Consider the following 21,512-nt stretch of genomic DNA (forward strand, 5'->3'; position numbering starts at 1 on the left):
TGGTAGCGGTATTGGGAAGTAGAAAAGCGTTCTGCCTTTTTTATATAGTATAACCTAATTATTATAAAACATATTTCCTTCTCAATTCCTCACTTACAATATAAGCATCTTCAACAACCGTTTCAGGGTAGCCTATGGTTTCTAATATGGCAATGCCATTTTTGTTTTTAAGCACACCGGTCTTCATCTTGTAGTCAAATACAAGGCGGGTATCATTTACCGTTTCTTCAAACGAGTACACTGCATAGTCGTTATCAAGCAGTTCGGCCAGTTCAAGGTCATGGGTTGATACAAATACAAAGTTCTTGTTATCGGTTAAATAGGTCAATACTGATTTTGCCGCCGCAATACGTTCAATGGTATTGGTCCCCCTGAAGATCTCATCAATAATAATAAGGCTCTTAACTGGTTCATCCCCGCCGCTTTGATTAATGATATCAAGGATAGATAACGCTTCGGCCTGGAAATAGCTTTTGTGTTCGCCAAGGTCATCAGTAGTCCTGATGCTGGTTTGAAGCCTTAATAAAGGCGCTTTATAGCCGTTGGTGCAGGTGGTATAAATGGTTTGCGCCAATAGTGTATTGATGGCTATAGACCTGATGAAAGTGGTTTTTCCCGACATGTTAGACCCGGTGATCAGCACGCCTTCGTCTGTACGGGTATGAATAGAGTTTGGCACACAGTTATAAATAAGCGGATGATACATATCTGTAAGATCCATTTGCATATTTTCTGTATAAAAAACAGGTTTGCTGTAATGAGGAAGCCCTACTCTTACCGACTGGATAGCTATCAGCATATCAATTTCGGCAACGTATTTGTAAAGCACTTCAATATCACCACGGTATTTGTTTATCCGTTTAACCGATGTAATAAACATCAGCGGCTCAAGCAGGAAAAGCAGTTTTATAAATTTATAAACCGCATAGCTAAAATTATCAGGGTTATCTGCAATCTTACTTTCAAAGCTTACCAGGTTTAACGTGCGGTTTAAACCAGCTAACAGGTTTAAACTGATCCTAACCTGTTCGTCATTCTCAAGGGTAACCTTTTTTACTATGCGTTTAGCCACACCATGGAGTATCATTAGCTGAGGCAATGACCGGGTGTAGGATGATATTTTATTACGGGTGCCATAATGTAAAGCAACATTACCTATAAGCAATGCTATCAAAACCATAAAGCATACCAGGTTTGGCACTATAAATAAGGAAATGATCAACCCGATTATAGCTAAACCCGAGATCCGGATATAAAGGCTCATTAAAGGTACCAGCAAAAACTCATGTTCCCTTAAAAATAGCTCAGCTAAAAAATAAGCATCGGGGCTGTTAAGCTTTGCAAGTTCCAACTCAATCCTTTCCTGGTCAGGCCTTGGCATGTTCAGGGCATCTATCTTTTTATCAAATTTTAATAACGATTCGAAATCAGTATCAGGAGTGAATAGTTTTCTGTAAAGATATTGCTTACCGGGTTTAGAGTTTGTTCTGTCAATATAGTTAAAAACATTGTTCAGGTCAAGGTCATCGGCAATTGTGCCGGTTATTTTACCCGGGCCTTCATAGGCATTTAAATAGGCGGCAATTAATTTAAAGTTACGCCTGGCGTTTACAGGCCGGCCCCACTTGTTTTGAATTCTCTCTAAATTTCTTCTTGTGGTATTAAGCTTATCGAAATAATTGTATATGTAAAACCCAATCAGGATAGCGGCGAAAACTACAGCAGTAAATAACCAATAAAACATATAATAAAAATAACAGAATGTGTTAAAATAAACTCATAATAATCACAACGTAAATCTATTAAACCTTTAACAATAACCAATAGTTAACGATACAAATAAAAGTAAAATAATACTTACGTAACGAGGCGTTTATACGCACTTATTTTGGTAAAAGTTGTTACACACTGGTTGTTTTACCCGGCAAATATTTAAGGCAGCATTTGGTGTAACGTGAAAACGCCCCAATTAAATGAAAAACAGGTATTTAAATAAAATATTATCTTTTCAAAAAACCATGCAGTGCCTGCTGGGTAAATTCAGATAGTACCAGCTCGCCGCTTATGGCAGCACGTTCATGCAATAATTCATCCCAGTCGGAGGTGCCTTCCCATAAAATTTCTTTTAAGCCTTTTAGTGCTTCCGGGTGATAAGAAGCCAGCTTTTCGGCAAGGGTATCCAGTGCCGCATCAAGTGTGGCAATATCAGGGTAAACTTCGCTATACAGCCCTTTTTCCATAGCCCACTGTGCTGTTTGAAAATCAGTTGCCCTGATGGTTAGTTGTGAAAACGCAGGTAAACCAATTTTCCTGGTAACAGCCGGAGATATTACGAAAGGCCCTATCCCAATGGCCAGCTCACTTAGTTTAATGGATGCAGCTTCGGTAGCCAGGCAATAATCTGCCGCAGCGGCTAAGCCTACTCCTCCTCCAACCGCTTTTCCCTGTACCCGCGCAATTATAATTTTTGAGGATTTACGACAGGCATTAATAACCCTTGCAAAGCCTGAGAAAAAGATAGCGCCCGCTTCTTTGTCCTTTAGCTGCAACAGTTCATCAAAGCTTGCCCCGGCACAAAAAGTGCGGTCGCCGCCGCTTTTTAGTACAATAACGTGGGTTTTAGCATCATTACCGGCTGCTGTTATTTTCGCGGTTAATTCATCAAGTAAAGCTGCGGGTAATGAGTTTTGTGCAGGGTGATAAAAGCTGATAGTGGTGATACCATTTTGGCTGGTACTAAGGCTTACATTTCCGTTATCGGTTTCTTGCATTTTAATTGGTAATTAAGAGTGGTCAAATTTAAATTAAAACTCCGGTGAACATGTCATTAATTAAGAATAGCTTATTTTAGTGTTTTAAATTAACTTACGGGTATGTTTAATTTTCAAAATCTCAGCCTGTTTTTCATTACTTCCATGCTGTTAAATCTTACACCCGGTAATGATATGTTGTATGTGGCATCAAGAAGTATCTCGCAGGGTATAAAGGCAGGTATTATATCAGCCATCGGGATTTTTGCAGGTAGCTTTGTACATATTTTTGCGGCGGTACTGGGCTTGTCCCTTATAATTTCCAGATCAGCCTATCTATTTCAGCTAATTAAATTTGCGGGTGCAGCTTACTTAATTTATCTCGGTATAAAGGCCTTGCTCTCCAAACAGGCTATCGAAACAAAAAAAGAAAAAAACGGAAAGGCTAATTACCGGAGTCTGTTTAAACAAGGTGTTTTAACCAATGCCTTAAACCCCAAAGTGGCTATTTTCTTTTTGTCTTTTCTACCTCAATTTATTAATGCTTCGTCGCCGGTGTTTAAGCTGCAGCTATTTACATTAGGCTTATGGTTTGCTTTGCAGGGAACCCTGGTACTGATTATTGTTGCCTGCATATTGGGTAAAACAAAAGACTTTTTTAACAAGAACCCAAAAGTATGGATGATACAGGAAAAGATCACTGGTTTTATTCTGATTGGTTTGGGGGTTAAGATTGCTTTAACTTCAAAAAGATAAGGGGACTTATGGTTGATATAGAAACTGCACGACAGGTTGCATTGAGCTTAAAAGGAACTGTAGAGCAGGATCATTTTGGCATGCCATCCTTCCGGGTTAATAAACGCATATTTTCAACATTATGGGTAAAAGAGCACCGCATGATGGTGAAACTGTCACCTATTGATCAATCCGTATTTAATTCCTTTGATCCTGCCATATTTTACCCGGTTCCTAATAAATGGGGATTAAAAGGAGCCACCTTTATTGAGCTTGATAAAGTGCGAAGCGATATGCTGAATGATGCGTTAACGCTTGCGTGGGAGAAGGTGAAATAGATAAGGGTGAGAAGACGATGTGCGGATGTGCAAATATGCAGATGTGCGAATGAGAAGAGTTATTTATTCATCTGCACATTTGCACATCCGAAATCTGCACATTGACTTTTCATCCGCACATTTGCACATCCGAAATTCGCACATCATTTTATAATCTGCCCTAAAACAGCTTCACGCAAGTATTTACTTATGGGAACCTGGTGCTGTTTAATATGTAAAGTATTTCCTTCAATGGTATCCACCTTATTTATTGCTGCAATAAATGATTTATGGGTTTGGATAAATTGCCCTTGCGGTAACTTTTCAAACAGGGCCTTAATGGTGCTATGGGTAATTAGCTTTTTGTTTGACAGGTGAATGGCCACATAATTTTCCATCCCTTCAATAAACAAGATCTCGTCAAAGTTTATCTTTTCAAGCTTACCGTTTACTTTTATAAATATGTAGGGAACAGTAGTTGCAATGTTGGTTTCCCGTAACGCAAAGTAGTCGCGCGCTTTCATGGCTGCTTTTAAAAACCGTTCGTAGCTGATAGGTTTTAAAAGGTAGTCCATAATATCAAGTTCAAAGCCCTGCACTGCATATTGTTCAAACGCTGTGGTAAATATCACTTTGGGCGGCTTTGTCAGTGCTTTAATAAATTCAACTCCCGAAATATGGGGCATCTGGATATCCAAAAACAGCAGATCGACGGGTTGTTTTTGCAGCACATCGCTTAGCTGCAGGGCATCTTCACATACTCCTTTCAAATCAAGAAAGCCTATTTTCTCTATATAGCCCTGCAAACCCTTGCGTGCAAAAGGCTCATCGTCAGTTATTATACAGGTTATGTTATTCATATTGCAGCTTTAGTTCAGCAGTAAAATTATCATTATCAGCAGTTGTAAGCAAGGTATGCTTGCCGGGGTATAATAGGTCGAGTCTCCTCTTTAAATTTTCCAGGCCTATCCCGCTACTCTTACTAATGGGCTGCTTAAATTGAGGTATAGAATTTTCAACGCTAAAGGTTATCTCGTTATTTACCAGTTGTGCGGCTATCTGCAGTCTATAATCGCCTCCAACAAACTTAAATGCATTTTCAACCAGCGGTAAAAACAACAACGGGTAAACCTGCTGACTGTTTAAAGCCTTGTCAAACGTAACTTCCATTTTCAACTTATCGGTACTTCTTATTTTTTGCAGGTCGATAAAGCTTTGCAGGTATTCCAGCTCGTTTATTACCGGCACCTGCTGCTGCTGATCATAAAGCTGGTATCTTAACAGTTCTGAAAACTTTTCGATACTGTTTTTTGCACCGGCAAGATCATCGTCCATCTGGAAATAAATGGTGTTTAGCGCGTTAAATAAAAAATGGGGATGATATTGTGCCTTCAAAAATTTGAGCTCCGTTTCCAGGTGATCGTTTGTTACTTTTTCCAGCTGAACTTTATTATCAACGTAGGCCCTTAACCATGTACTGCTGCGTGCAATGCCGTAATAAACAATAGCATAAAGTGTGGGTATCATATTAATATCTGCTACATCGGCCCAGGAGATCCACCAGGGTTTCCAGTCGCCCAGGTGCAGGGTCATATCCATCGGCACGAATACCACATTGACCAATACCAGGTTAGCACCTACCAATATCACCAGTTCCCGCACTACGCCACTATAGCTTAGCTGTATGGGCCAGCGTTTATCATAATACTTAAAAAGCCGTTCAAACAGGTATATGGCTATATAGCCTACTGTTATTGTGCAGGTCATTTCAACGGCATTGATATAAAAACGCCGCTCCCAAAAATGCTCGCCAACATCGGTATCGTGTAACAGCCTGATGGTAAAATATACCAGCAGGCCGTACAATGCAGGGAATATGTATTTCTGAAAAGATTTCATATAGCTAAATTAAGAACTATTGTCATTCTGAACGATAGTGAAGAATAACAAAGGATTTACGCCGATAAGCCAATAGCAGGTTTCAAATCTTCATTCTCAACCTGCATCACCGGTTTAGGCTTATCCTTTGGCTTCATCCCAAACAAAAAGCGGGTGATGGCATACGGGCGCACAAGTAAGTGATAGACAAGTACAGTCACAAAGAAAGTGATGCCAACGGTATATATGTATTTTGACAGAATGCTTTCATTTTGCGTTTGCACGATATAATAGACTATCATTACGATCACCGTTTGATGCAGGATATAGAACGGATACACTGCCTGGTTCAGATAATTCAATATACTGTGTTTACGATTCAAATAATGCTTGCCATAACCCACCAGCGCTAATACCCATCCCCATGCAATTGTTGGGCGCAGTGCAATAAACAGGTAATTGAAAATGCTATTATGGAAGGGCCAGGCCTCATGAAAAGGCTCTATCTTATTCCAGCGCATGTATTCCCATACCATCAAACTCACAAACCCGATGCGTAAGGCAAAGCGGCGGTTTCGTTCCAGGCTATCCATCAGCTTTGGTTGCAAAATACAGATGAAACCGGCCAGCAGAAACAACAGCCAGTAAACAAGGTAGCAACCGTCATGAGCCAGGTCATTGGTTTCGGGTAGCTTTTCGCTTAGCAAGGCAAACCATATAATGCCCGGCAGCATCAATAGGTATATCCATTTACCTTTTGCCAATGCTGCAAGTTTTTCTTTAAACGTATCGCTTTTTGGTGAGATCAGCCACGCAAATATGGGTGCAAATATCAAATCGTAAATAAACAGGTAGGCAATGAACCAAAGGTGGTGCCAGCTAAAGCTGCCACCTTTTGGATATGGAACAAAGTTAAATACACTTGGGTACCAATCCCAAAAACTGCCTTTATAACCTTGCGTTAACCGTTCCATATAAATTTGCGGTGGAACAATGATGAACATGCCCACCAGCAATGGTATAAAAAGCCTGCGGAAACGTAAACCGATGAAACTTAAGGTAGATCGCCGCTGCATCATGTAATAGCTTACTGTACCCGAAATGAAAAAGAGCAGCGGCATGCGAAAAAGGTGCAAAAAATTATTCGATTCCATCAGCAGGTTGCTGGTTTCGTGGTTCTTGATATGCCAGCCATCCTCTGCTACATAAGGCATGGCCGAATGAAAAAATAATACACCCAGTATGGATATGATCCGTAACCAGTCGAGATAGGTTTGGCGTTGTGTGGTTTCCATTGTTTTGTTGTTTTTTATGTAAAGAAACCCTCTCAAGAATACTTACCAAAACTATTTTGACCACTGGACTGTTTTTGGTGACCACAGGAACTTTTCTTTTAATTTCCTCAGCAATCTTTGTGGTTAGAAATGATACCGCTTACTTTCCCCTCTTTGCGCAGCAGAGAGGGGTGACAAGCGAATCCGCTGGCCAGCGGACGGGGTGAGTCCACGCCGCCATGCATTAACGCCAATGCATTTGCGTTAATATCGCCCGCAGATTTACCCACCCGGTCAACGCTGCGCTGGACCACCCTCCCTTCGCTGCGCGGAAGGAGGGAAGAAGGTTTTTTAACTTAATGCCACTATACAAGGAGGCGTAGAGATTATATTTCATTTCTGATGCTTTGTAACATACATGAATAGGATCCGTCAAAATAAAAATTACGCATAATGAAAAAATACATACTTGCATTTTTAATAAGCTCGCTATTAATAAGTACAGGTTATTCGCAAATAAATATTGATACAGCTGCGATTATTAAAAACAATCGTCAACTGTATTCAATCGTTGTTTCTCAGAATGATAAGATTGTTTACAACCAGTATTTCAATGGTAAAAGCCAGCAGGACCTTTTCAACAACCAATCGCTTACCAAAAGCGTAATGTCATTACTGATAGGGATTGCCATTGATAAAGGTTATATAGGTTCTGTTGATGAAAAAATAGTAAAGTATTTTCCTGAACTGGCGCAGGATACAGATAAAAGAAAGCAGGATATCACCATAAGGCAGATCATGAACCAGGCATCAGGGCTTTGGCATGAAGACCTCATTAACCTTGGAAAATATTTTACCATTGCAGACCCCTCCGGCTATGTGCTAAAGGCGCCATTAGTATCAGAACCGGGTAAGGTGTTTCACTACAATAATGCAGGCACCCATATTCTATCGGTTATTTTAACCAAAAGTACTCACATGAGCACGCTTGAATTTGCTAATAGATACCTTTTCGGCCCGCTTGCAATTAGAAATGTGGAATGGGGTAAAATGAGAGACGGTTATTATGATGGATGCGGTTTGCTAAGTGTTCATTTAAGTACGGAGGACATGAACCGGATTGCATCATTATTGCTCCATAAAGGCCGTTTCAATAATAAAAGCGTGGTATCTGAAAAGTGGATAAACCAGGTACTTCACCCCACGATTTTTTACAATACCGACTGGGGTTTCAATGGTTCAACCTATGCATTATGCTTTTATCATTATAATTATAAAGACACACCAATAACCTATGGATTAGGGTGGGGCGGCCAATTTGTATTTGTTATCCCCGCTAAAAACGCAATTGTTAATGTTAATGAAAGCATTAACGATGCTACAGCTATAAGGGCGTCAAACCTTTTTCTTAATCACATCTTCCCTTTAATTTATCAGCAATTAAAATAATGAAACTAAAAACCTTACCCTGGATCCCTTTTGTGTTTTTTGCAATAGCTATAGGCCTTTATCCACTCATGTATTTTTTGGTAGATATGAACAACAATGGGCTTTTACATGGGAAACCTGCCGCAATAAAAAACAACCCGGTTTGGCACACCATATTTTACCTGCATATTTCATTTGGCGGTATTGCCCTGCTAACCGGGTGGTCGCAGTTTAGTAAAAAGCTGCGCAGCCGCTATTTAAAAACACACCGGTGGATAGGCAAAATATATGTAATTGCAGTTTTAATAAGCAGTAGTGCCGGTATGTATATTGCTTTGTTTGCTGACGGAGGCTTAATTTGTGTAATGGGTTTTGGTATTTTGGCCCTGCTTTGGTTTTATACCATAATAAAGGCTTATACAAGCATCCGCAGGTTGCAAATCCAGGAACACCAAAGATGGATGATCCTTAACTACGCCCTTACCTTTGGGGCGGTTACCCTGCGCATCTGGCTTCCCCTAATGCAAAATGCAATGCATATTGATTTCATTATAGCTTATCGCATTGTATCGTGGCTGTCATGGGTACCAAACCTTATAGTTGCCGCCCTTATTATCAATAAAAATAAATTGGTTAGGGTGAATGAAACCAGCACCACCGGCAGTTTAGTGGTATGAAGAGGGCAATTTTAAGATCAATCTAAGATTTGTCATTGCGAGCGCAGCGTGGCAATCGCATACTATACAGAGCGAACGAAAAGGTGTAGAACTTGAAAGGCCGATATGCATGCGTGCGATTGCCACGCTGCGCTCGCAATGACATGGTGGTGAGCAGCCGTTTTATTTCACCTCACCCTGTTCCTCAACATCCGCAATTCTTCCTGCATGTGTTCAACCCTGTCCAGTAAATGGATAATGGCTTCAATCCCGGCCACGTTTATGTCAAGCTCGTGATGCATCCTGATCATTTTTTCCAGCTTTTGCAGCTCGGTTTCGGGGATATAGGTGTCTTTTTTTATCACTTTTAGTTTCACCAGTCCCGCTTCTCCAAGCGAGTTTATAAAAGTATATTCCACATCATGATAGGTGCTGATTTCTTTGGTTGCTATTAAATTTACCATCGGTTTATTGGTTTAATGGTTCACTTGTTCATTAGATTATTGGTAAAAACCTTTCGCCTTTTACCTTTCGCCCTTAACCTCTTCACGAATCTCCTCGAATAACTTTTTCTGTTTTTCAGTAAGGTTTGTCGGGATCAGGATCTCATAGGTAATATAAAGATCGCCAAACTGGCCTTCTTTTTTGTAAACCGGCAAGCCTTTGCCCTTTAGCTTTACTTTGGTTCCGTTTTGGGTTTCGGGCTTTACTTTAATCTTCACCTTGCTATCCAGCGTATCAACCGTTACCTCGCCGCCAAGCACCGCAGTATATATATCAAGTTTTGCGCTGGCATACAGGTCGCTGCCATTTCGTTTAAACCTGGGGTCATCAGCAATAAGGAAAGTGATATACAGGTCACCTGCCGGGCCCCCATTAACACCCGCCCCGCCATGGCCCGCAATTTTTATAGTCTGGCCATTTTCAATGCCTGCAGGTATGGTAATGCGGATGTTTTTGCCATTTACGGTTAACGTTTGCTTATGCGTTTCGGCCGCTTCTTTTAAACCGAGGCGCAGCTCCGCATTAAAATCCTGCCCGCGATATTTGGCTTGTCTTCCTCCCCGCGTTCCGGCCCCGCCTGCGCCTCCAAACATGGATTGAAAAAAATCAGAAAAATCATCGCCGCCAAAACCTTCAAAACCAGAAGATGAGCTTCCGCCAAAACCGCCGCTCTGTCCCTTGCTTTGCTGCTGCCGGGCCTGCTCATATTCGGGCCCATGTTGCCAGTTTTCGCCATACTGATCGTACTTCTTTCGCTTTTCTGCATCGCTTAACACTTCATTGGCCTCGTTCAGTTGCTGGAATTTTTTGTGAGCCTCCGCATCGTTGGGGTTCAAATCAGGATGGTACTTGCGGGCAAGCTTCCGGTATGCGCTTTTAATATCTTTTTCCGATGCCTTTTTATCAACACCTAAAACCTTGTAATAATCAATAAATGCCATAGTAGATGGTTGTAAAACCGATAATAAAGATAAACCTTAATTTATGCTTCCGGGTTTTTAATTATTAAAGATAAATGTTTTTTAATTTTTAATATTGTTCTAACCTTACAATTGAAATATAAACAACCATGGACACATCCATTTTCCACCACTTTGATGATATTGAAACAAAAGAAATAGCGCCCGGCTTTTTCTCTAAACTAATTCATACCGAAACCAATACTGTCAATTTTATTGAAGTTAAAGCAGGTTGCTCGGTACCCCGGCACAGGCATATCCATGAGCAATGCTCCTTTGTAATTGAGGGCGAATTTGAATTAACGGTTAATGACATCCCGCAATTGCTTAATACCGGTTTGTTTGCCATAGTGCCTTCAAATGTTTGGCATAGTGGCAAAGCTATAACCAATTGCAGGCTGATAGACCTTTTTAGCCCGGTACGCGAGGATTATAAGAACCTGTAACTTTTTGTTCGCCTGATAGTCTGAATGTTATGATCACAGCAAAATGGAAAATAGCAGTATTGGATACGCTCATGATCCTGTTTTTAATGCTGTTTCCGCATTTTGGTGGCTTACCCATGTTTGTATATCCGTTTGTGGTTTTAACGCTGCTTTGGTTTTATCTTAAACTGTATCATCAGAATTTTAGCAGCATTGGGTTTCGTTTTTCTGATCTGTCAGTAAAAGCTTTCTTTATCGGTGGGGCTATAGGCTTAGCTTATGCTATGGTACAGTTTTGGGCTATCGGACCATTAATAGATAAGATCTTTCAATTTAAACCGGCCAACTACCACGATTTTGATTTTATTAAGCATAACGTAGTTAACTACCTATTGCTTTTGTTGCTGGCTGCTGTGCTGGTTATCCCGTACGAAGAAATAGTTTTCAGGGGCTTCATCCTTACTAAAATAAAGCAGATGGCAGGCACGTCAAAATGGACGTTTGCCATAAGCGGGTTCATTACCGCTGTTTTATTTGCATTGTATCATTACCAGGAAGGCCCTGCTTCGGTAATAAGCATTTTTATATTCGCTCTGTTCATTACCTGGCTTTATAAAGTTTTTAAAGGCAATTTGTGGTACCTGATCTTTTTTCACCTGCTGTATGATGTGTTTATGCTTACCGCAATAAGGCTTGGCTACTTATAAAAAATTCAACATGTGCTTATAGCTTCGGCCTATTGAGATATTAATTCCATTTATCAGCACAACTTTATTACTTTCAAGTATCTTTATTCAGGAAACTTATTAAATGCTTATTTTAAAATAGTATAAAACATTGCTATCGCCGCTGCACCCATAGCTCCAAAAGTTATCCAAAGGATAGTTTTGGAAAGCCAGCCGCTTTTAAATTCGCCCATTATTTTTTCATCCCCCGAAATTTTAACCACTAAAAATAAAAGCGGAACTGCTGCTACGCCATTTAATACGGCTGCATACACCAGGGCCTTTACAGGATCAATCCCGATGAAATTCAATATCAAACCCACAATGGTGGCTGCAATAATGATTGTGTAAAAGCCTTTGGCCTTGTTTAGCTTTAAATTTAAGCTCGCATTCCAGTTAAATGCTTCGGCAACGGAATAGGCCGCCGAACCTGAGAGCACCGGGATAGCCAGCATTCCCAGGCCTATAATCCCAATGGAAAAGATAAGCTTTGACAAAAAACCGGCATGCGGAAAACTATGCACCAGTGGCTCAATGGCCTTTGCAGCATCTGCAGCGGTTTTTACATCGTGTACACCGCTGTTATGTAGCACAGTAGCAGCTACTACTATAATGCTCCAGGTAGCGAACTCTGAAAAGATCATTCCAAAAGTATTATCAATCCGCATCCGTTTTACGCTGATGTTGCTGATGGTTGGCTTGCCTGAAGTTATTAAATGTTTTTCTTTGTCTTCTTCAACTTCCTGCGATGCTTCCCAAAAGAACATATAGGGCGATATTGTTGTACCTAATACGCCCGTTATGATAAAAAAGAAGGCAAAAGTAAATTCAAAATGAGGTACTATAGATGCCTTTAAAATTGTTGCCCATGGCTGATGAACAATAAACAGCGTTATAGGGTATGCCAGTAAGGTTATAGCCAGCCACTTTAAAATTTTTGAATAAACTTTATAATTGGTAAATACCTCAAGCAGTAATATAATAGTGGTAAATATTAATGTAAGCACAACAAAAGGAACCGGTACAAGCAACTGTGCAGCAGAGGCCATTGCCCCCAGGTCGGCGCCAATATTTATCACATTAGCAATAACAACAAGCATTACAACTGAATATAAAACCCCGCGGCTATACCGCTCCTTTACTATGGTAGTAATGCCTTTACCGGTAACCAAACCAATCCGTGCACAGGCTTCCTGCACGGCGGTCATTAAAGGGAGCATGTACAAGGCTGTCCATAGCTGGCCATAACCAAACTGGGCGCCTGTTTGTGAATAAGTGGCAATGCCTGATGGATCGTCATCAGCTGCGCCGGTTATAAGACCGGGCCCAAGGATGCGCCAAAATCCTTTAATTTTAGCAGCAGTCTCGGTTCGTTTTTTCATATAAAATAGTAATAAGGTGAAGATAGGCTGTTTATTTTGCTTATTATGAAACTTGTTATTAAATTAATTTTGGTTTACAGTATTACTGCTTAAATTCATGTTTTTATCAATAAACCGATTTCACTATACCCATGAGCGCCCGTATACCGCCTGATTTACCTGATGATATTTTCAAAATAGTGTTTGAAAAGTCGCCTGGTTCATTGTTGGTTAAGGGTGATGCGCCATGCTTTACTATTGTTGCCGCAAGTGATACTTACCTTGAAGTTACATCAAGCACCAGGGAAACCATTATTGGGAAAGGATTTTTTGAAGCTTTCCCTGAAGACAAAACACTTACTGATGATACAAATGCACGTGTTATTTTTAATAAAGTAGTTAAAACAGGGCAAAAAATAGATGTACCTGCTTATCGTTTTGATGTTTATAATCCCCAAACAAAAGCTGCCGAGATAAGGTACTGGTCGTGCAATAATACACCCATATTAAATGCTGATAAAAATGTTGCTTATATACTAAATACGGTTGTTGATATCACGAATGAAGTAAGGGCAAGGGAAGCTGTTGTTGAAAACGAAAACCGTTTGCGGATGGCAACCGAAGCCGCCTCAATGGCCACCTGGGACTTGGGCCTGCGTGATCTGACGTTTATCTGTTCGCCGCGAATGAATGAAATTTTTGGCCACGACTCAAATAAGCAACTTCCACTTGATGTACTGCGAATACAGGTAGATGCGGAGGATATGAAAAATATAGTTGTTCCGGCTTACAATGAAGCTTTACATACAGGTCATTATTTATACGAAGTAAGGATCTATTGGCCGGATGGTTCGCTTCGCTGGATAAAAACGCAGGGGATTGTTATTTATGATGAAAAAAAAGAACCCGCTAGAATGCTGGGAACTATAATAGATATTACTGACAGCAAGCGTGATGAAATAAGAAAAAATGACTTCATAGCCATGGCCAGCCACGAGCTTAAAACCCCGCTTACATCAATAAAAGCTTATTTGCAGATCATGTCAAAAAAGCTGGGTCCAGTAAGTGATAGCTTTATAAATAGTGTGTTACAAAAAGCCAATATCCAGGTAAACAAAATGGCCGATCTGATCCATGGTTTTTTAGACCTCTCAAAACTTGAATCGGGAAAGCTTCAGCTTAAAATGGCAACATTTGATATGAATAAGCTGATTAAAGATACCATACTTGAAACCAGCCTTTTAAGCCCCGGTCGTGCTATAAAGTTTGTTCAGAAAAAGGAGCTGACAGTATATGCCGATAGTGAAAAAATAAGCCAGGTAATCAGCAATTTTTTAAGTAATGCTTTCAAATACTCTGACAAGGAAACCCCGATAGTTGTAACAAGTGCTAAAAACAATGGCTGTGTATGTGTTTCTGTTACAGATAAGGGGATTGGTATTAAACCAAAAGATCAGGAAAAGCTATTCCAAAGATTTTATAGGGTTGAAAGCGAAAAAATGAAAAATATTTCGGGCTTTGGAATAGGGCTTTACCTTGCAAGCGAGATCATTCAGCGCCATAAAGGCACCATAGGTGTTGAAAGTGAAGAGGGCAGAGGGGCCACCTTTTATTTTATGTTGCCTGAAACCACGTAAAACTTACGAAGTTTTCGAAACTTCGTAAGTTTAAGAAGGTATTTCAAAACCCGGCATCGTCAGCGCTTGGTCCGTAGCTGCCCGGAATAGGTACATCTAACAAACGAAGAAATACGCCAAGCTGCGCACGGTGATGTACGATCTGGCAATAAGTCATACGGATAATTTCAACTTTTTGCGATACACTGTAAACCTGGTCGCCGTTGCGCAATGTCCAATTTTTAATCAGCTCATCTTCGTTGGTTTTTTCCAGTTCGGCTTTACCTTCTGCTAATGATTTTTCAAACAACGCCAACAATTCGGTAGTATTATTAATAACCGGCTGGGTGTAAGGGTTGTCGGCAAAATCAAGATGGTCTGTATTAATGGTCATACTAACCCATGAAGGCAGCTCGGCAATATGGCCGGCAAGTTTCCTGATGGTCATGCTTTTTACATGGGGCTGCCAGTCAAATTTATCATTTGGAACACGCTCAAGCATTTTACGGGTAGTTTGAGCTTCCTGCTCCATCTCTTTTAATAACATTGGGATAATTTCCATGATGATGTGTTTTAGTGTTATCTTTTTAATTGTTATACAAATAAAACACACGCTAATGACAGCCCTATGTCAGCAGGTTTTTATAAAGTTGAAGTTTTTTAATAGTGATAATCCGCTATGTCATTGCGAGGTACGAAGCAATCGCATACAATACAGAGCGAATAGAACGGTGTAGAACTTGCACTGGCGGTTGTGCACGGCGAGCGGTTGCCACGCTGCGCTCGCAATGACATATTATTTTAATCACAACCCCATAAAATATTCTGTCAGCGATGTAAAATCATCAAATTTTATATCATAGTTATCCGTATCGCCAAAGCCGTAACTTACAAATACAAATGGAACACCGGCTTTGCGGCTTTCTTCACCGTCGCCGGCAGTATCGCCAATATAAACAGGGTTTTTAAGGCCATGCTGCTCCATTAGTAACTTAATGTTATGATTTTTTGGCATAAAATTAACGCCATGGGCAAGCTCATCTGTAATATGTTCGTCTATGCCTGCCCAGTCAATAAACAAGCGGATGATCCCTTTGGCGCAGTTGCTTAAAATAAATATGGAGTATTTTTCCGCCAGCTGCGGCAGTCCTTCCTTTACGCCATCATATAAAATCCCACCCATTTGCGGCAGCAGTGTGCGGCGTCTTTCGTTAACAATGGCATATATAGCCTGGCGTTTCTCATCGTCAAAATCAGGCATAATATGGCCGATAACTTTCCTGCCCTCCATGCCCACCATCTTCGCCAGTACTTCGCGGGTAACAGTTATATCAATCTCCATTTCCCTGAAAATTACATTCCACGATTCAGCATAGGTGTCAACGGCATCCCAAAGGGTTCCGTCCATATCAAATATCAGGCTGTCGGGTTTTTGCATGGTTTTAGTTTATTAGAGTTGAATTTGATAAGTAAGGAAAGACTCACCCACTTCTGTTTTCACAAAGCCCATGGCCTCATACAAACTTTGGGCGGTGTAATTATCAATGGCGGTTTCCAGCTTAACACAGGTTGCACCATCATTCAGGGCAAAATCCATAGTAGTTTTTATTAAGGCTTCACCAATGCCCTGCTTGCGGAAATTTGCATCAACATACAGATCATTAAGCAGCCAGTTTTTTGTTGCCCTCACAGATGATAAGCGGGGGTATAGCTGTGTAAAACCGGCTGGAATTGCAGCGCCGTTAACATCAACCAGGGCCACAAAAATTACCGATTCATTATTTTGCAACCGGGCTTTTATATAGTTTTCGGCCAGCTCCATATCGGGTGCTTGTTTGTAAAATACCCGGTAGCTGTTAAAAAGTGAAGTTACAAGGTGATGGTCGGCGGCGGTTATTCTTTTAATTTGCATAGTTTAGCAGAGGTATTATTTACGATAAAGATCAAGCGCCATCCCCATGATCTCCTTAATTGTATCCAGCGGGAGATCCTGCTGCGGATCAAGCTGCATAATTTTCATTCTTGCCCGTTTCTCAATAATCAACAAGGGATGCTCAATTTTTTTACCTTCAACAATACCTATATAAGGGTTGTGCGTTTTTTTATGAACCCATAAATAACAAAACATTTTACCATTATAACAATAAAAAGGCATCCCGTATTTCCAGGCTTCGGTAATAGCTGCATTATAATTGAGGATATACTCCCTTAAAAACAGCAGGCAGCCTTTTACGGGTTCATCCTTGTTTAAAAAAAAGCTGTCAATTGCACGGAGCATATTAAATATTAACGGCCTGGTTCATTACTTCCTTATCAAAGTTTTCCATTACCAGTATGGCTGCGCCAATAAGCTCGGCATCAAAGCCCAGTTCAGATACCAGCAGCTCGGTGCCGCTTGAAAGGCGAGGGATACAATATTTATGCAATGCCTGCTGAATTGGCGCTAATAATATTTTGCCAACTTTTGCCCCTCTGCCGCTTAATACAATGGCTTGCGGGTTCATAATATGGATCAGGATAGCCAGGGCCTTTCCTATTTTGTAGCCTGAATCTGAGAACAACTCAATGGTAAACTGATCGCCGTTGTTAGCGGCCGTCATTATAGCATCGCTCATTTGTTTGCTTTGCGCGTCGCCGGCAAGCTTAAGGCTGGTAATCCGCCCTTGTTCAATACCGGCAATTGCCCTGGTTGATACAACCAGCATGGAGGCTTCGGCTTCTAAACAACCTCTTTTACCACAATCGCACAAGGCCCCGTCTTCTGAGATTGGAATATGGCTAAACTCTCCTGCAAAGCCGTTACGCCCCCTGAAAAGTTCGCCGTTAACTATCATCCCCAAACCAATACCCCAGCTAAGGTTTATTACCATCACCTCTTTTTGCCATTTGGCTATCCCGAATTTTTGCTCGGCAAGAGCTATCAGGCTCGAGTCGTTATCAATATAAGTTGGCAGGCCTGTTTCGTCTGAAATATGCTGGGACAGGCTTTTGTCTTCTGTTTTAAGATAGGTGTAATTTATTCCTTTAACGGGGTCAATAAAGCCGGGCATTCCTATTCCTATCCCGGTAATTTTATCTTTTAATACACCGCAATTGTTGAGGTACTGATTAATATGGTCAACCAAAGTAGGCAGCGCACAATCATTACCGACAAGCTTTAATTCAAACATTAACATGTCAGCAACCGGCTGATTACGCAGGTCAACCAACTGGATCCGGGTGCTCATCTGGTCCATAGCTATAGCCAGTATATACATGGCATCGGCATTAATGGCATACATTAGCGGACGGCGCCCCCCGCTTGACGGGGCATAGCCTTGCTCAACCACAAAGCCTTTTTCAATTAATTCATTAAGTGCTTTAGCTATAGATGGAATACTTTTATCAAATAACTCGCTCAGTTCGGCACATGACATTGCTTTATCAAAGTAAAGACATTTGGTTATCATGTGCTTCAGCTGCATGCCTTTCACACTTTTAGTTTTAAGTTCCATTCAATAATACAGGGTTATTAAGCTTATAGCCGCAATTGCAGCAGGTTTATTTTACACTCTAAAAGTATGAAAAATGCAGAAACATACAATGGGTTGTTAAGCGTAACAAAGATACTTAAATGAATTTTCTATGAAAAAAGCATTTAAGAGCCTTGAAAGAAAATATTATTCAATTCAAGTGGTTGTATTTGAGTGTATTGTGATAGTAATCGATTTTAAAAAGTAGCCTAACTTTTTAAAATGGTAAAGCAACAGGATTTTATGAAAGGAAAACGATATAATAATGGATTTTAACCTCGTTCTCCTCAAAAGCCTTGTAGCCCCCTCTAAATCTCCTCCGCTGGTTAGCGGAGAGACTTTAGCTTCGCTCGCGATTATTTTTTTAAAGTCCTCCCTACCGGGCTACCGTGTACCCACATCTTTTATTTCAATTAATTATCAAGAAAAGCTGCTCCGGTAGGAGCAAAATATTGGTAGAAAAATAGAAAATAATAAATTTTCGCTTCGTAGGTGCGAAACCTATTGGACTATTTTACCACGGATTTTCTTTAACCAACCAAAAGGCGGAATATGTGTTGTACCTACGGCACAAAAAATATTTTTTGACATTTTTCTACCAATATTGAACCCCTCTGGGGTTTTATAAAAAGATGTGGGTACACGGTAGCCTACCGGGGAGGATTATTCACGGTTGCTTATTTTTTATGGGCGTTCATGAGGGCTATGCCGTTTAGGTGGGGCTACTGGACATTGCCATGTGGTTAGTTATAACCAACATTCTCTTAACTTAATAGCATTGGAGAATCGGCGAGGGCGGAATCTCCAAATTTCCTCCATTCCGCAATCGGCATTCCGACTTCCGCATTCAAAAAATCCGCACATCCAAAATCCGCACATCTACTTCATTATCTCAAACTCCTTCTTCAACTTAAGATCTTCTGATGATTGCCCTATCATCACCATAAATTTGCCCGGCTCAACGGTCCAGTTCATGTTTTTATCAAGAATGGCAAGATCGTCAGGATGCAGGGTGAATTTTACGGTTTTCTTTTCGCCAGGATTGAGGTTGATGCGCTCAAAACCACGCAGGTCATATTCATAAACGGTAACGCTGCTGATCTCCTGTTTAAGATAAAGCTGCACCACGTCATCGCCTTTGCGTTGGCCGGTATTGGTAACATCAACAGTTACGGTTATATCGCCCTGCTGATTTTCTTTTTCGGGCGATACCTGCAAATTATCATAAGCAAATGTGGTATAGCTTAGGCCATAACCAAAAGGATATAAAGCACCGTTTACGCTGGTTTTTCCCCAACTGTTTGCGCCACCCTGTCCGGCTTGCGAGCCGGGTTTAAACGGAAAGTTAAATTCCAGCTGGCCAGTGGTTTTCGGGAAGGTGATGGATAACTTGCCACCGGGATTATTGTCGCCAAACAATGTTTCGGCAATAACCTTTCCGCTTTCGGGGCCGGGGAACCAGGCTTCCAGTATGGCGGGCACATATTTGTTTTCCCAGTTTACGGTAAGCGGCTGGCCGTTTATCATCACCATAACCACCGGTTTGCCTGTAGCCTGTAATGCCTGGATCAGCTTTAACTGCCTCCCTGGCAGGTTTAAACCTGTGCGCGAAAGGCTTTCACCCGCGCGCTCCACATCCTCGCCAACTACAGCAATTACCACATCCGCGTTTTTAGCTGCTGTAACGGCGGAGTCAATACCGGCCTGTTCCTGAGCGGTTAATGGAGTTTCAATAATTTCACTTTCGGGCCAGGTAGCATCAACTATATTACAGCCTTTTGTGTAGGTAACAGTAGCACCGGTGCCCACATAATTCTTTATTCCGTCTAGTACATTGGTTACCGGATTGTGCGATGGTCCGTAACGACTGGTAGCATAATTTTTTTCAGTAGCCAGCGGACCGGTTACCAATATGTTTTTAATGTTCGCCTTATTTAACGGTAATAAATTCCCCTGGTTTTTTAACAGCACCATTGCTTCGCGGTTCATCTGCAGGCCCATGGCTGATGATGCTTCGCTATGCACAATCTTATCAGCAGCTTTAGGGTCTTTTACATAAGGATCATCAAATAAGCCCAGCTTAAATTTAACCCGCAGCACATCACCAACCCGCGAATCAAGCGTTTTTATATTAATCTTACCCTCCTTATAAAGTTGGCGGAGGGGCATTATATAAGTTTGCGGCATGCTGAAGTTGGTACGCACGTTTAAGCCGGCCTCAAAAGCCTGGCGCACGGCTTCTTTAATATCGCCTGCAACATGGTGCTTGCTGTATAGATATTCAACAGCCTCGCTGTCAGAAACCACATAACCGTTAAAGCCAAATTTTTGGCGCAACAGCTCCGTTAAAAAATAATAGCTGCCGGTAATGGGCTCACCATTCCAGTCGTTGTAGCTGCTCATCACACCCAGCGGATGCGCTTCCTGGATCACCCGGCGAAAAGGGTAGAGGTAAAGCTGGTACATTTCCCTTGGCGCCACATGCGGGTCAGTACGCGCAGCGCCATCCCTGCCACCTTTGGGCATGCTGTAAACCGCAAAATGCTTTAAGGTTGATGCAACGCCTTCTTCCTGGATGCCAAGCGTCATCTGCTTACCCAGCTCAGCAATCAAAAATGGATTTTCGCCATAAGTTTCCACCACGCGGCCCCAGCGCTGGTCGCGGGCTACGTCTAAAATCGGGGCATAAACATTGGTATAGCCTAAAGCTTTAGCTTCTTTACCTACAGTTTGTCCTGCGTGGCGCACCAGCTCTTTGTCCCAGGTACTGCCAATAGCAATAGGAGCGGGCAGGGAAGTTGCCCTGTCGTGGTTTAACCCGTGGATGCCCTCGTTGGTAAAATCAACCGGGATGCCCATCCGGGTTTCCTCAACAAACCATTTTTGAATAGTATTTATAGCCGATGCATGTTTGCTGTAAGGGAAGGAGTATTGTGTAGGCGCATCATCGGTTTTTGAGGTTAAGTTGTTTAACTCTTCATCAATATTAGCTATTCCATCTTTCCAGACTTCATTCTTCCATGATGGGGTTGGCATTTCTTCCTTCAAAACCCTTTTGTAACCATATAAGGTAGCCAGCTGGCAGGTTTTTTCTTCAACGGTCATCTGGCTTAGCAAATCGTCAATCCGTTTATCAATAGTTTGGGATGGATCTTCAAATACATCCATTTTGCCGTTCTTGTTAAAATCAACCCAGCCTTTGTGATAGATGTTTTTTTCCTGGGCGGATACGAAAGAGCAGAATAGCAGGAGAGACAATAACAGTTGCAGTTTTTTCATAAGGACAGGACAATTGGTTGAGCCAAATATAGATGTTGTGTAGCAAATACACCGTTGAAATGGACTAAAAACTTTGTTACAAATCGCATAAAT

21 protein-coding genes are annotated in these 21,512 nt (G+C 41.3%); 7 read left to right on the forward strand and 14 right to left on the reverse strand.

The features are described 5' to 3' along the window. Positions 1–61: 61 nt before the first annotated feature. Positions 62–1,744, reverse strand: a complete 1,683-nt coding sequence (locus tag BUE31_RS18105) for a MutS-related protein (RefSeq protein ID WP_073405245.1) — start codon at positions 1,742–1,744, stop codon at positions 62–64. Positions 1,745–2,000: 256 nt separating this feature from the next. Then, positions 2,001–2,771 (reverse strand): enoyl-CoA hydratase/isomerase family protein, encoded by a 771-nt coding sequence (locus BUE31_RS18110; RefSeq protein WP_073405246.1) that lies wholly within the window; start codon positions 2,769–2,771, stop codon positions 2,001–2,003. A gap of 102 nt (positions 2,772–2,873) precedes the next feature. On the opposite strand from BUE31_RS18110, the gene BUE31_RS18115 reads away from it, so the two are divergent. Together BUE31_RS18115 and BUE31_RS18120 are read left to right on the forward strand one after the other, a co-directional pair. Then, positions 2,874–3,506 (forward strand): LysE family translocator, encoded by a 633-nt coding sequence (locus BUE31_RS18115; protein WP_073405247.1) that lies wholly within the window; start codon positions 2,874–2,876, stop codon positions 3,504–3,506. An 8-nt stretch (positions 3,507–3,514) separates the two neighbouring features. After that, positions 3,515–3,823, forward strand: a complete 309-nt coding sequence (locus tag BUE31_RS18120) for an MmcQ/YjbR family DNA-binding protein (protein WP_073405248.1) — start codon at positions 3,515–3,517, stop codon at positions 3,821–3,823. Between the two features lie 143 nt (positions 3,824–3,966). Here BUE31_RS18120 and BUE31_RS18125 read toward each other — a convergent pair whose 3' ends face one another. The 3 genes from BUE31_RS18125 to BUE31_RS18135 are packed head-to-tail and all read right to left on the reverse strand — an operon-like array spanning position 3,967 to position 6,975. Beyond that, positions 3,967–4,662: a LytR/AlgR family response regulator transcription factor gene (locus tag BUE31_RS18125; protein WP_073405249.1), complete on the reverse strand. Its 696-nt coding sequence runs from the start codon at positions 4,660–4,662 to the stop codon at positions 3,967–3,969. Beyond that, positions 4,655–5,701 carry a sensor histidine kinase gene (locus BUE31_RS18130; protein ID WP_073405250.1) on the reverse strand — a complete coding sequence of 349 codons (1,047 nt, stop codon included), beginning with the start codon at positions 5,699–5,701 and terminating at the stop codon, positions 4,655–4,657. Before BUE31_RS18130 ends, BUE31_RS18125 begins: the two co-directional genes overlap by 8 nt. A gap of 56 nt (positions 5,702–5,757) precedes the next feature. Beyond that, positions 5,758–6,975, reverse strand: a complete 1,218-nt coding sequence (locus BUE31_RS18135; protein ID WP_073405251.1) for an acyltransferase family protein — start codon at positions 6,973–6,975, stop codon at positions 5,758–5,760. A gap of 432 nt (positions 6,976–7,407) precedes the next feature. On the opposite strand from BUE31_RS18135, the gene BUE31_RS18140 reads away from it, so the two are divergent. Continuing rightward, complete coding sequence (locus BUE31_RS18140) at positions 7,408–8,403, forward strand: serine hydrolase domain-containing protein (protein ID WP_073405252.1); 996 nt, start codon at positions 7,408–7,410, stop codon at positions 8,401–8,403. Then, on the forward strand, positions 8,403–9,059 hold the full coding sequence (locus tag BUE31_RS18145; RefSeq protein ID WP_073405253.1) for a DUF2306 domain-containing protein: 657 nt from the start codon (positions 8,403–8,405) through the stop codon (positions 9,057–9,059). The genes BUE31_RS18140 and BUE31_RS18145 overlap by 1 nt, the downstream gene beginning before the upstream one ends. Before the next feature lie 167 nt (positions 9,060–9,226). On the opposite strand, the gene BUE31_RS18150 is transcribed toward BUE31_RS18145, so the two are convergent. Both BUE31_RS18150 and BUE31_RS18155 read right to left on the reverse strand, forming a co-directional pair. Then, positions 9,227–9,502 (reverse strand): chaperone modulator CbpM, encoded by a 276-nt coding sequence (locus tag BUE31_RS18150; RefSeq protein ID WP_073405254.1) that lies wholly within the window; start codon positions 9,500–9,502, stop codon positions 9,227–9,229. 60 nt (positions 9,503–9,562) lie between these two features. Then, positions 9,563–10,483, reverse strand: a complete 921-nt coding sequence (locus BUE31_RS18155; RefSeq protein ID WP_073405255.1) for a DnaJ C-terminal domain-containing protein — start codon at positions 10,481–10,483, stop codon at positions 9,563–9,565. Between the two features lie 128 nt (positions 10,484–10,611). Between BUE31_RS18155 and BUE31_RS18160 the strand changes: the two genes are divergently transcribed. Together BUE31_RS18160 and BUE31_RS18165 are read left to right on the forward strand one after the other, a co-directional pair. Further along, entirely contained in the window at positions 10,612–10,947 is a 336-nt protein-coding gene (locus BUE31_RS18160) for a cupin domain-containing protein (protein ID WP_073405256.1), read from the forward strand. Positions 10,948–10,976: 29 nt separating this feature from the next. Then, the gene (locus BUE31_RS18165) at positions 10,977–11,633 is read left to right on the forward strand and encodes a CPBP family intramembrane glutamic endopeptidase (RefSeq protein ID WP_073405257.1); all 657 of its coding nucleotides are present in this window, start codon (positions 10,977–10,979) and stop codon (positions 11,631–11,633) included. Between the two features lie 107 nt (positions 11,634–11,740). Here BUE31_RS18165 and BUE31_RS18170 read toward each other — a convergent pair whose 3' ends face one another. After that, positions 11,741–13,033, reverse strand: a complete 1,293-nt coding sequence (locus BUE31_RS18170; RefSeq protein ID WP_073405258.1) for an NRAMP family divalent metal transporter — start codon at positions 13,031–13,033, stop codon at positions 11,741–11,743. Positions 13,034–13,164: 131 nt separating this feature from the next. On the opposite strand from BUE31_RS18170, the gene BUE31_RS18175 reads away from it, so the two are divergent. Beyond that, positions 13,165–14,649, forward strand: coding sequence for an ATP-binding protein (locus BUE31_RS18175; protein WP_073405259.1), 1,485 nt, complete (start codon positions 13,165–13,167; stop codon positions 14,647–14,649). A gap of 43 nt (positions 14,650–14,692) precedes the next feature. Here BUE31_RS18175 and BUE31_RS18180 read toward each other — a convergent pair whose 3' ends face one another. The 6 genes from BUE31_RS18180 to BUE31_RS18205 all read right to left on the reverse strand — a co-directional run bounded on the left by BUE31_RS18180 (position 14,693) and on the right by BUE31_RS18205 (position 21,419). Further along, positions 14,693–15,190, reverse strand: a complete 498-nt coding sequence (locus tag BUE31_RS18180; RefSeq protein ID WP_073405260.1) for a DinB family protein — start codon at positions 15,188–15,190, stop codon at positions 14,693–14,695. 243 nt (positions 15,191–15,433) lie between these two features. Next, positions 15,434–16,066 (reverse strand): HAD family hydrolase, encoded by a 633-nt coding sequence (locus BUE31_RS18185; protein ID WP_073405261.1) that lies wholly within the window; start codon positions 16,064–16,066, stop codon positions 15,434–15,436. A gap of 12 nt (positions 16,067–16,078) precedes the next feature. Then, positions 16,079–16,540 carry a GNAT family N-acetyltransferase gene (locus BUE31_RS18190; protein WP_073405262.1) on the reverse strand — a complete coding sequence of 154 codons (462 nt, stop codon included), beginning with the start codon at positions 16,538–16,540 and terminating at the stop codon, positions 16,079–16,081. Between the two features lie 15 nt (positions 16,541–16,555). Beyond that, positions 16,556–16,906, reverse strand: a complete 351-nt coding sequence (locus tag BUE31_RS18195) for a DUF1801 domain-containing protein (RefSeq protein ID WP_073405263.1) — start codon at positions 16,904–16,906, stop codon at positions 16,556–16,558. Between the two features lies 1 nt (position 16,907). Then, a complete protein-coding gene (locus BUE31_RS18200; RefSeq protein WP_073405264.1) occupies positions 16,908–18,122 on the reverse strand; it encodes an ROK family transcriptional regulator in 1,215 nt (404 codons plus the stop codon). 897 nt (positions 18,123–19,019) lie between these two features. Continuing rightward, positions 19,020–21,419 carry a glycoside hydrolase family 3 N-terminal domain-containing protein gene (locus BUE31_RS18205; RefSeq protein WP_073405265.1) on the reverse strand — a complete coding sequence of 800 codons (2,400 nt, stop codon included), beginning with the start codon at positions 21,417–21,419 and terminating at the stop codon, positions 19,020–19,022. Positions 21,420–21,512 lie beyond the last annotated feature (93 nt).

It is taken from the genome of Mucilaginibacter sp. OK098, assembly GCF_900142915.1.
Taxonomy (GTDB): Bacteria; Bacteroidota; Bacteroidia; order Sphingobacteriales; family Sphingobacteriaceae; genus Mucilaginibacter.

Bases quoted from the DNA above. Each gene is read 5' to 3' on its own strand.
- BUE31_RS18145 (WP_073405253.1), top strand. From the start codon at position 8,403: ATGAAACTAAAAACCTTACCCTGGATCCCTTTTGTGTTTTTTGCAATA.
- BUE31_RS18205 (WP_073405265.1), bottom strand. From the start codon at position 21,419: ATGAAAAAACTGCAACTGTTATTGTCTCTCCTGCTATTCTGCTCTTTC.
- BUE31_RS18190 (WP_073405262.1), bottom strand. From the start codon at position 16,540: ATGCAAATTAAAAGAATAACCGCCGCCGACCATCACCTTGTAACTTCA.
- BUE31_RS18180 (WP_073405260.1), bottom strand. From the start codon at position 15,190: ATGGAAATTATCCCAATGTTATTAAAAGAGATGGAGCAGGAAGCTCAA.
- BUE31_RS18150 (WP_073405254.1), bottom strand. From the start codon at position 9,502: ATGGTAAATTTAATAGCAACCAAAGAAATCAGCACCTATCATGATGTG.
- BUE31_RS18155 (WP_073405255.1), bottom strand. From the start codon at position 10,483: ATGGCATTTATTGATTATTACAAGGTTTTAGGTGTTGATAAAAAGGCA.
- BUE31_RS18185 (WP_073405261.1), bottom strand. From the start codon at position 16,066: ATGCAAAAACCCGACAGCCTGATATTTGATATGGACGGAACCCTTTGG.
- BUE31_RS18195 (WP_073405263.1), bottom strand. From the start codon at position 16,906: ATGCTCCGTGCAATTGACAGCTTTTTTTTAAACAAGGATGAACCCGTA.
- BUE31_RS18165 (WP_073405257.1), top strand. From the start codon at position 10,977: ATGATCACAGCAAAATGGAAAATAGCAGTATTGGATACGCTCATGATC.
- BUE31_RS18200 (WP_073405264.1), bottom strand. From the start codon at position 18,122: ATGGAACTTAAAACTAAAAGTGTGAAAGGCATGCAGCTGAAGCACATG.
- BUE31_RS18120 (WP_073405248.1), top strand. From the start codon at position 3,515: ATGGTTGATATAGAAACTGCACGACAGGTTGCATTGAGCTTAAAAGGA.
- BUE31_RS18115 (WP_073405247.1), top strand. From the start codon at position 2,874: ATGTTTAATTTTCAAAATCTCAGCCTGTTTTTCATTACTTCCATGCTG.
- BUE31_RS18130 (WP_073405250.1), bottom strand. From the start codon at position 5,701: ATGAAATCTTTTCAGAAATACATATTCCCTGCATTGTACGGCCTGCTG.
- BUE31_RS18170 (WP_073405258.1), bottom strand. From the start codon at position 13,033: ATGAAAAAACGAACCGAGACTGCTGCTAAAATTAAAGGATTTTGGCGC.
- BUE31_RS18175 (WP_073405259.1), top strand. From the start codon at position 13,165: ATGAGCGCCCGTATACCGCCTGATTTACCTGATGATATTTTCAAAATA.
- BUE31_RS18160 (WP_073405256.1), top strand. From the start codon at position 10,612: ATGGACACATCCATTTTCCACCACTTTGATGATATTGAAACAAAAGAA.
- BUE31_RS18110 (WP_073405246.1), bottom strand. From the start codon at position 2,771: ATGCAAGAAACCGATAACGGAAATGTAAGCCTTAGTACCAGCCAAAAT.
- BUE31_RS18125 (WP_073405249.1), bottom strand. From the start codon at position 4,662: ATGAATAACATAACCTGTATAATAACTGACGATGAGCCTTTTGCACGC.
- BUE31_RS18135 (WP_073405251.1), bottom strand. From the start codon at position 6,975: ATGGAAACCACACAACGCCAAACCTATCTCGACTGGTTACGGATCATA.
- BUE31_RS18105 (WP_073405245.1), bottom strand. From the start codon at position 1,744: ATGTTTTATTGGTTATTTACTGCTGTAGTTTTCGCCGCTATCCTGATT.
- BUE31_RS18140 (WP_073405252.1), top strand. From the start codon at position 7,408: ATGAAAAAATACATACTTGCATTTTTAATAAGCTCGCTATTAATAAGT.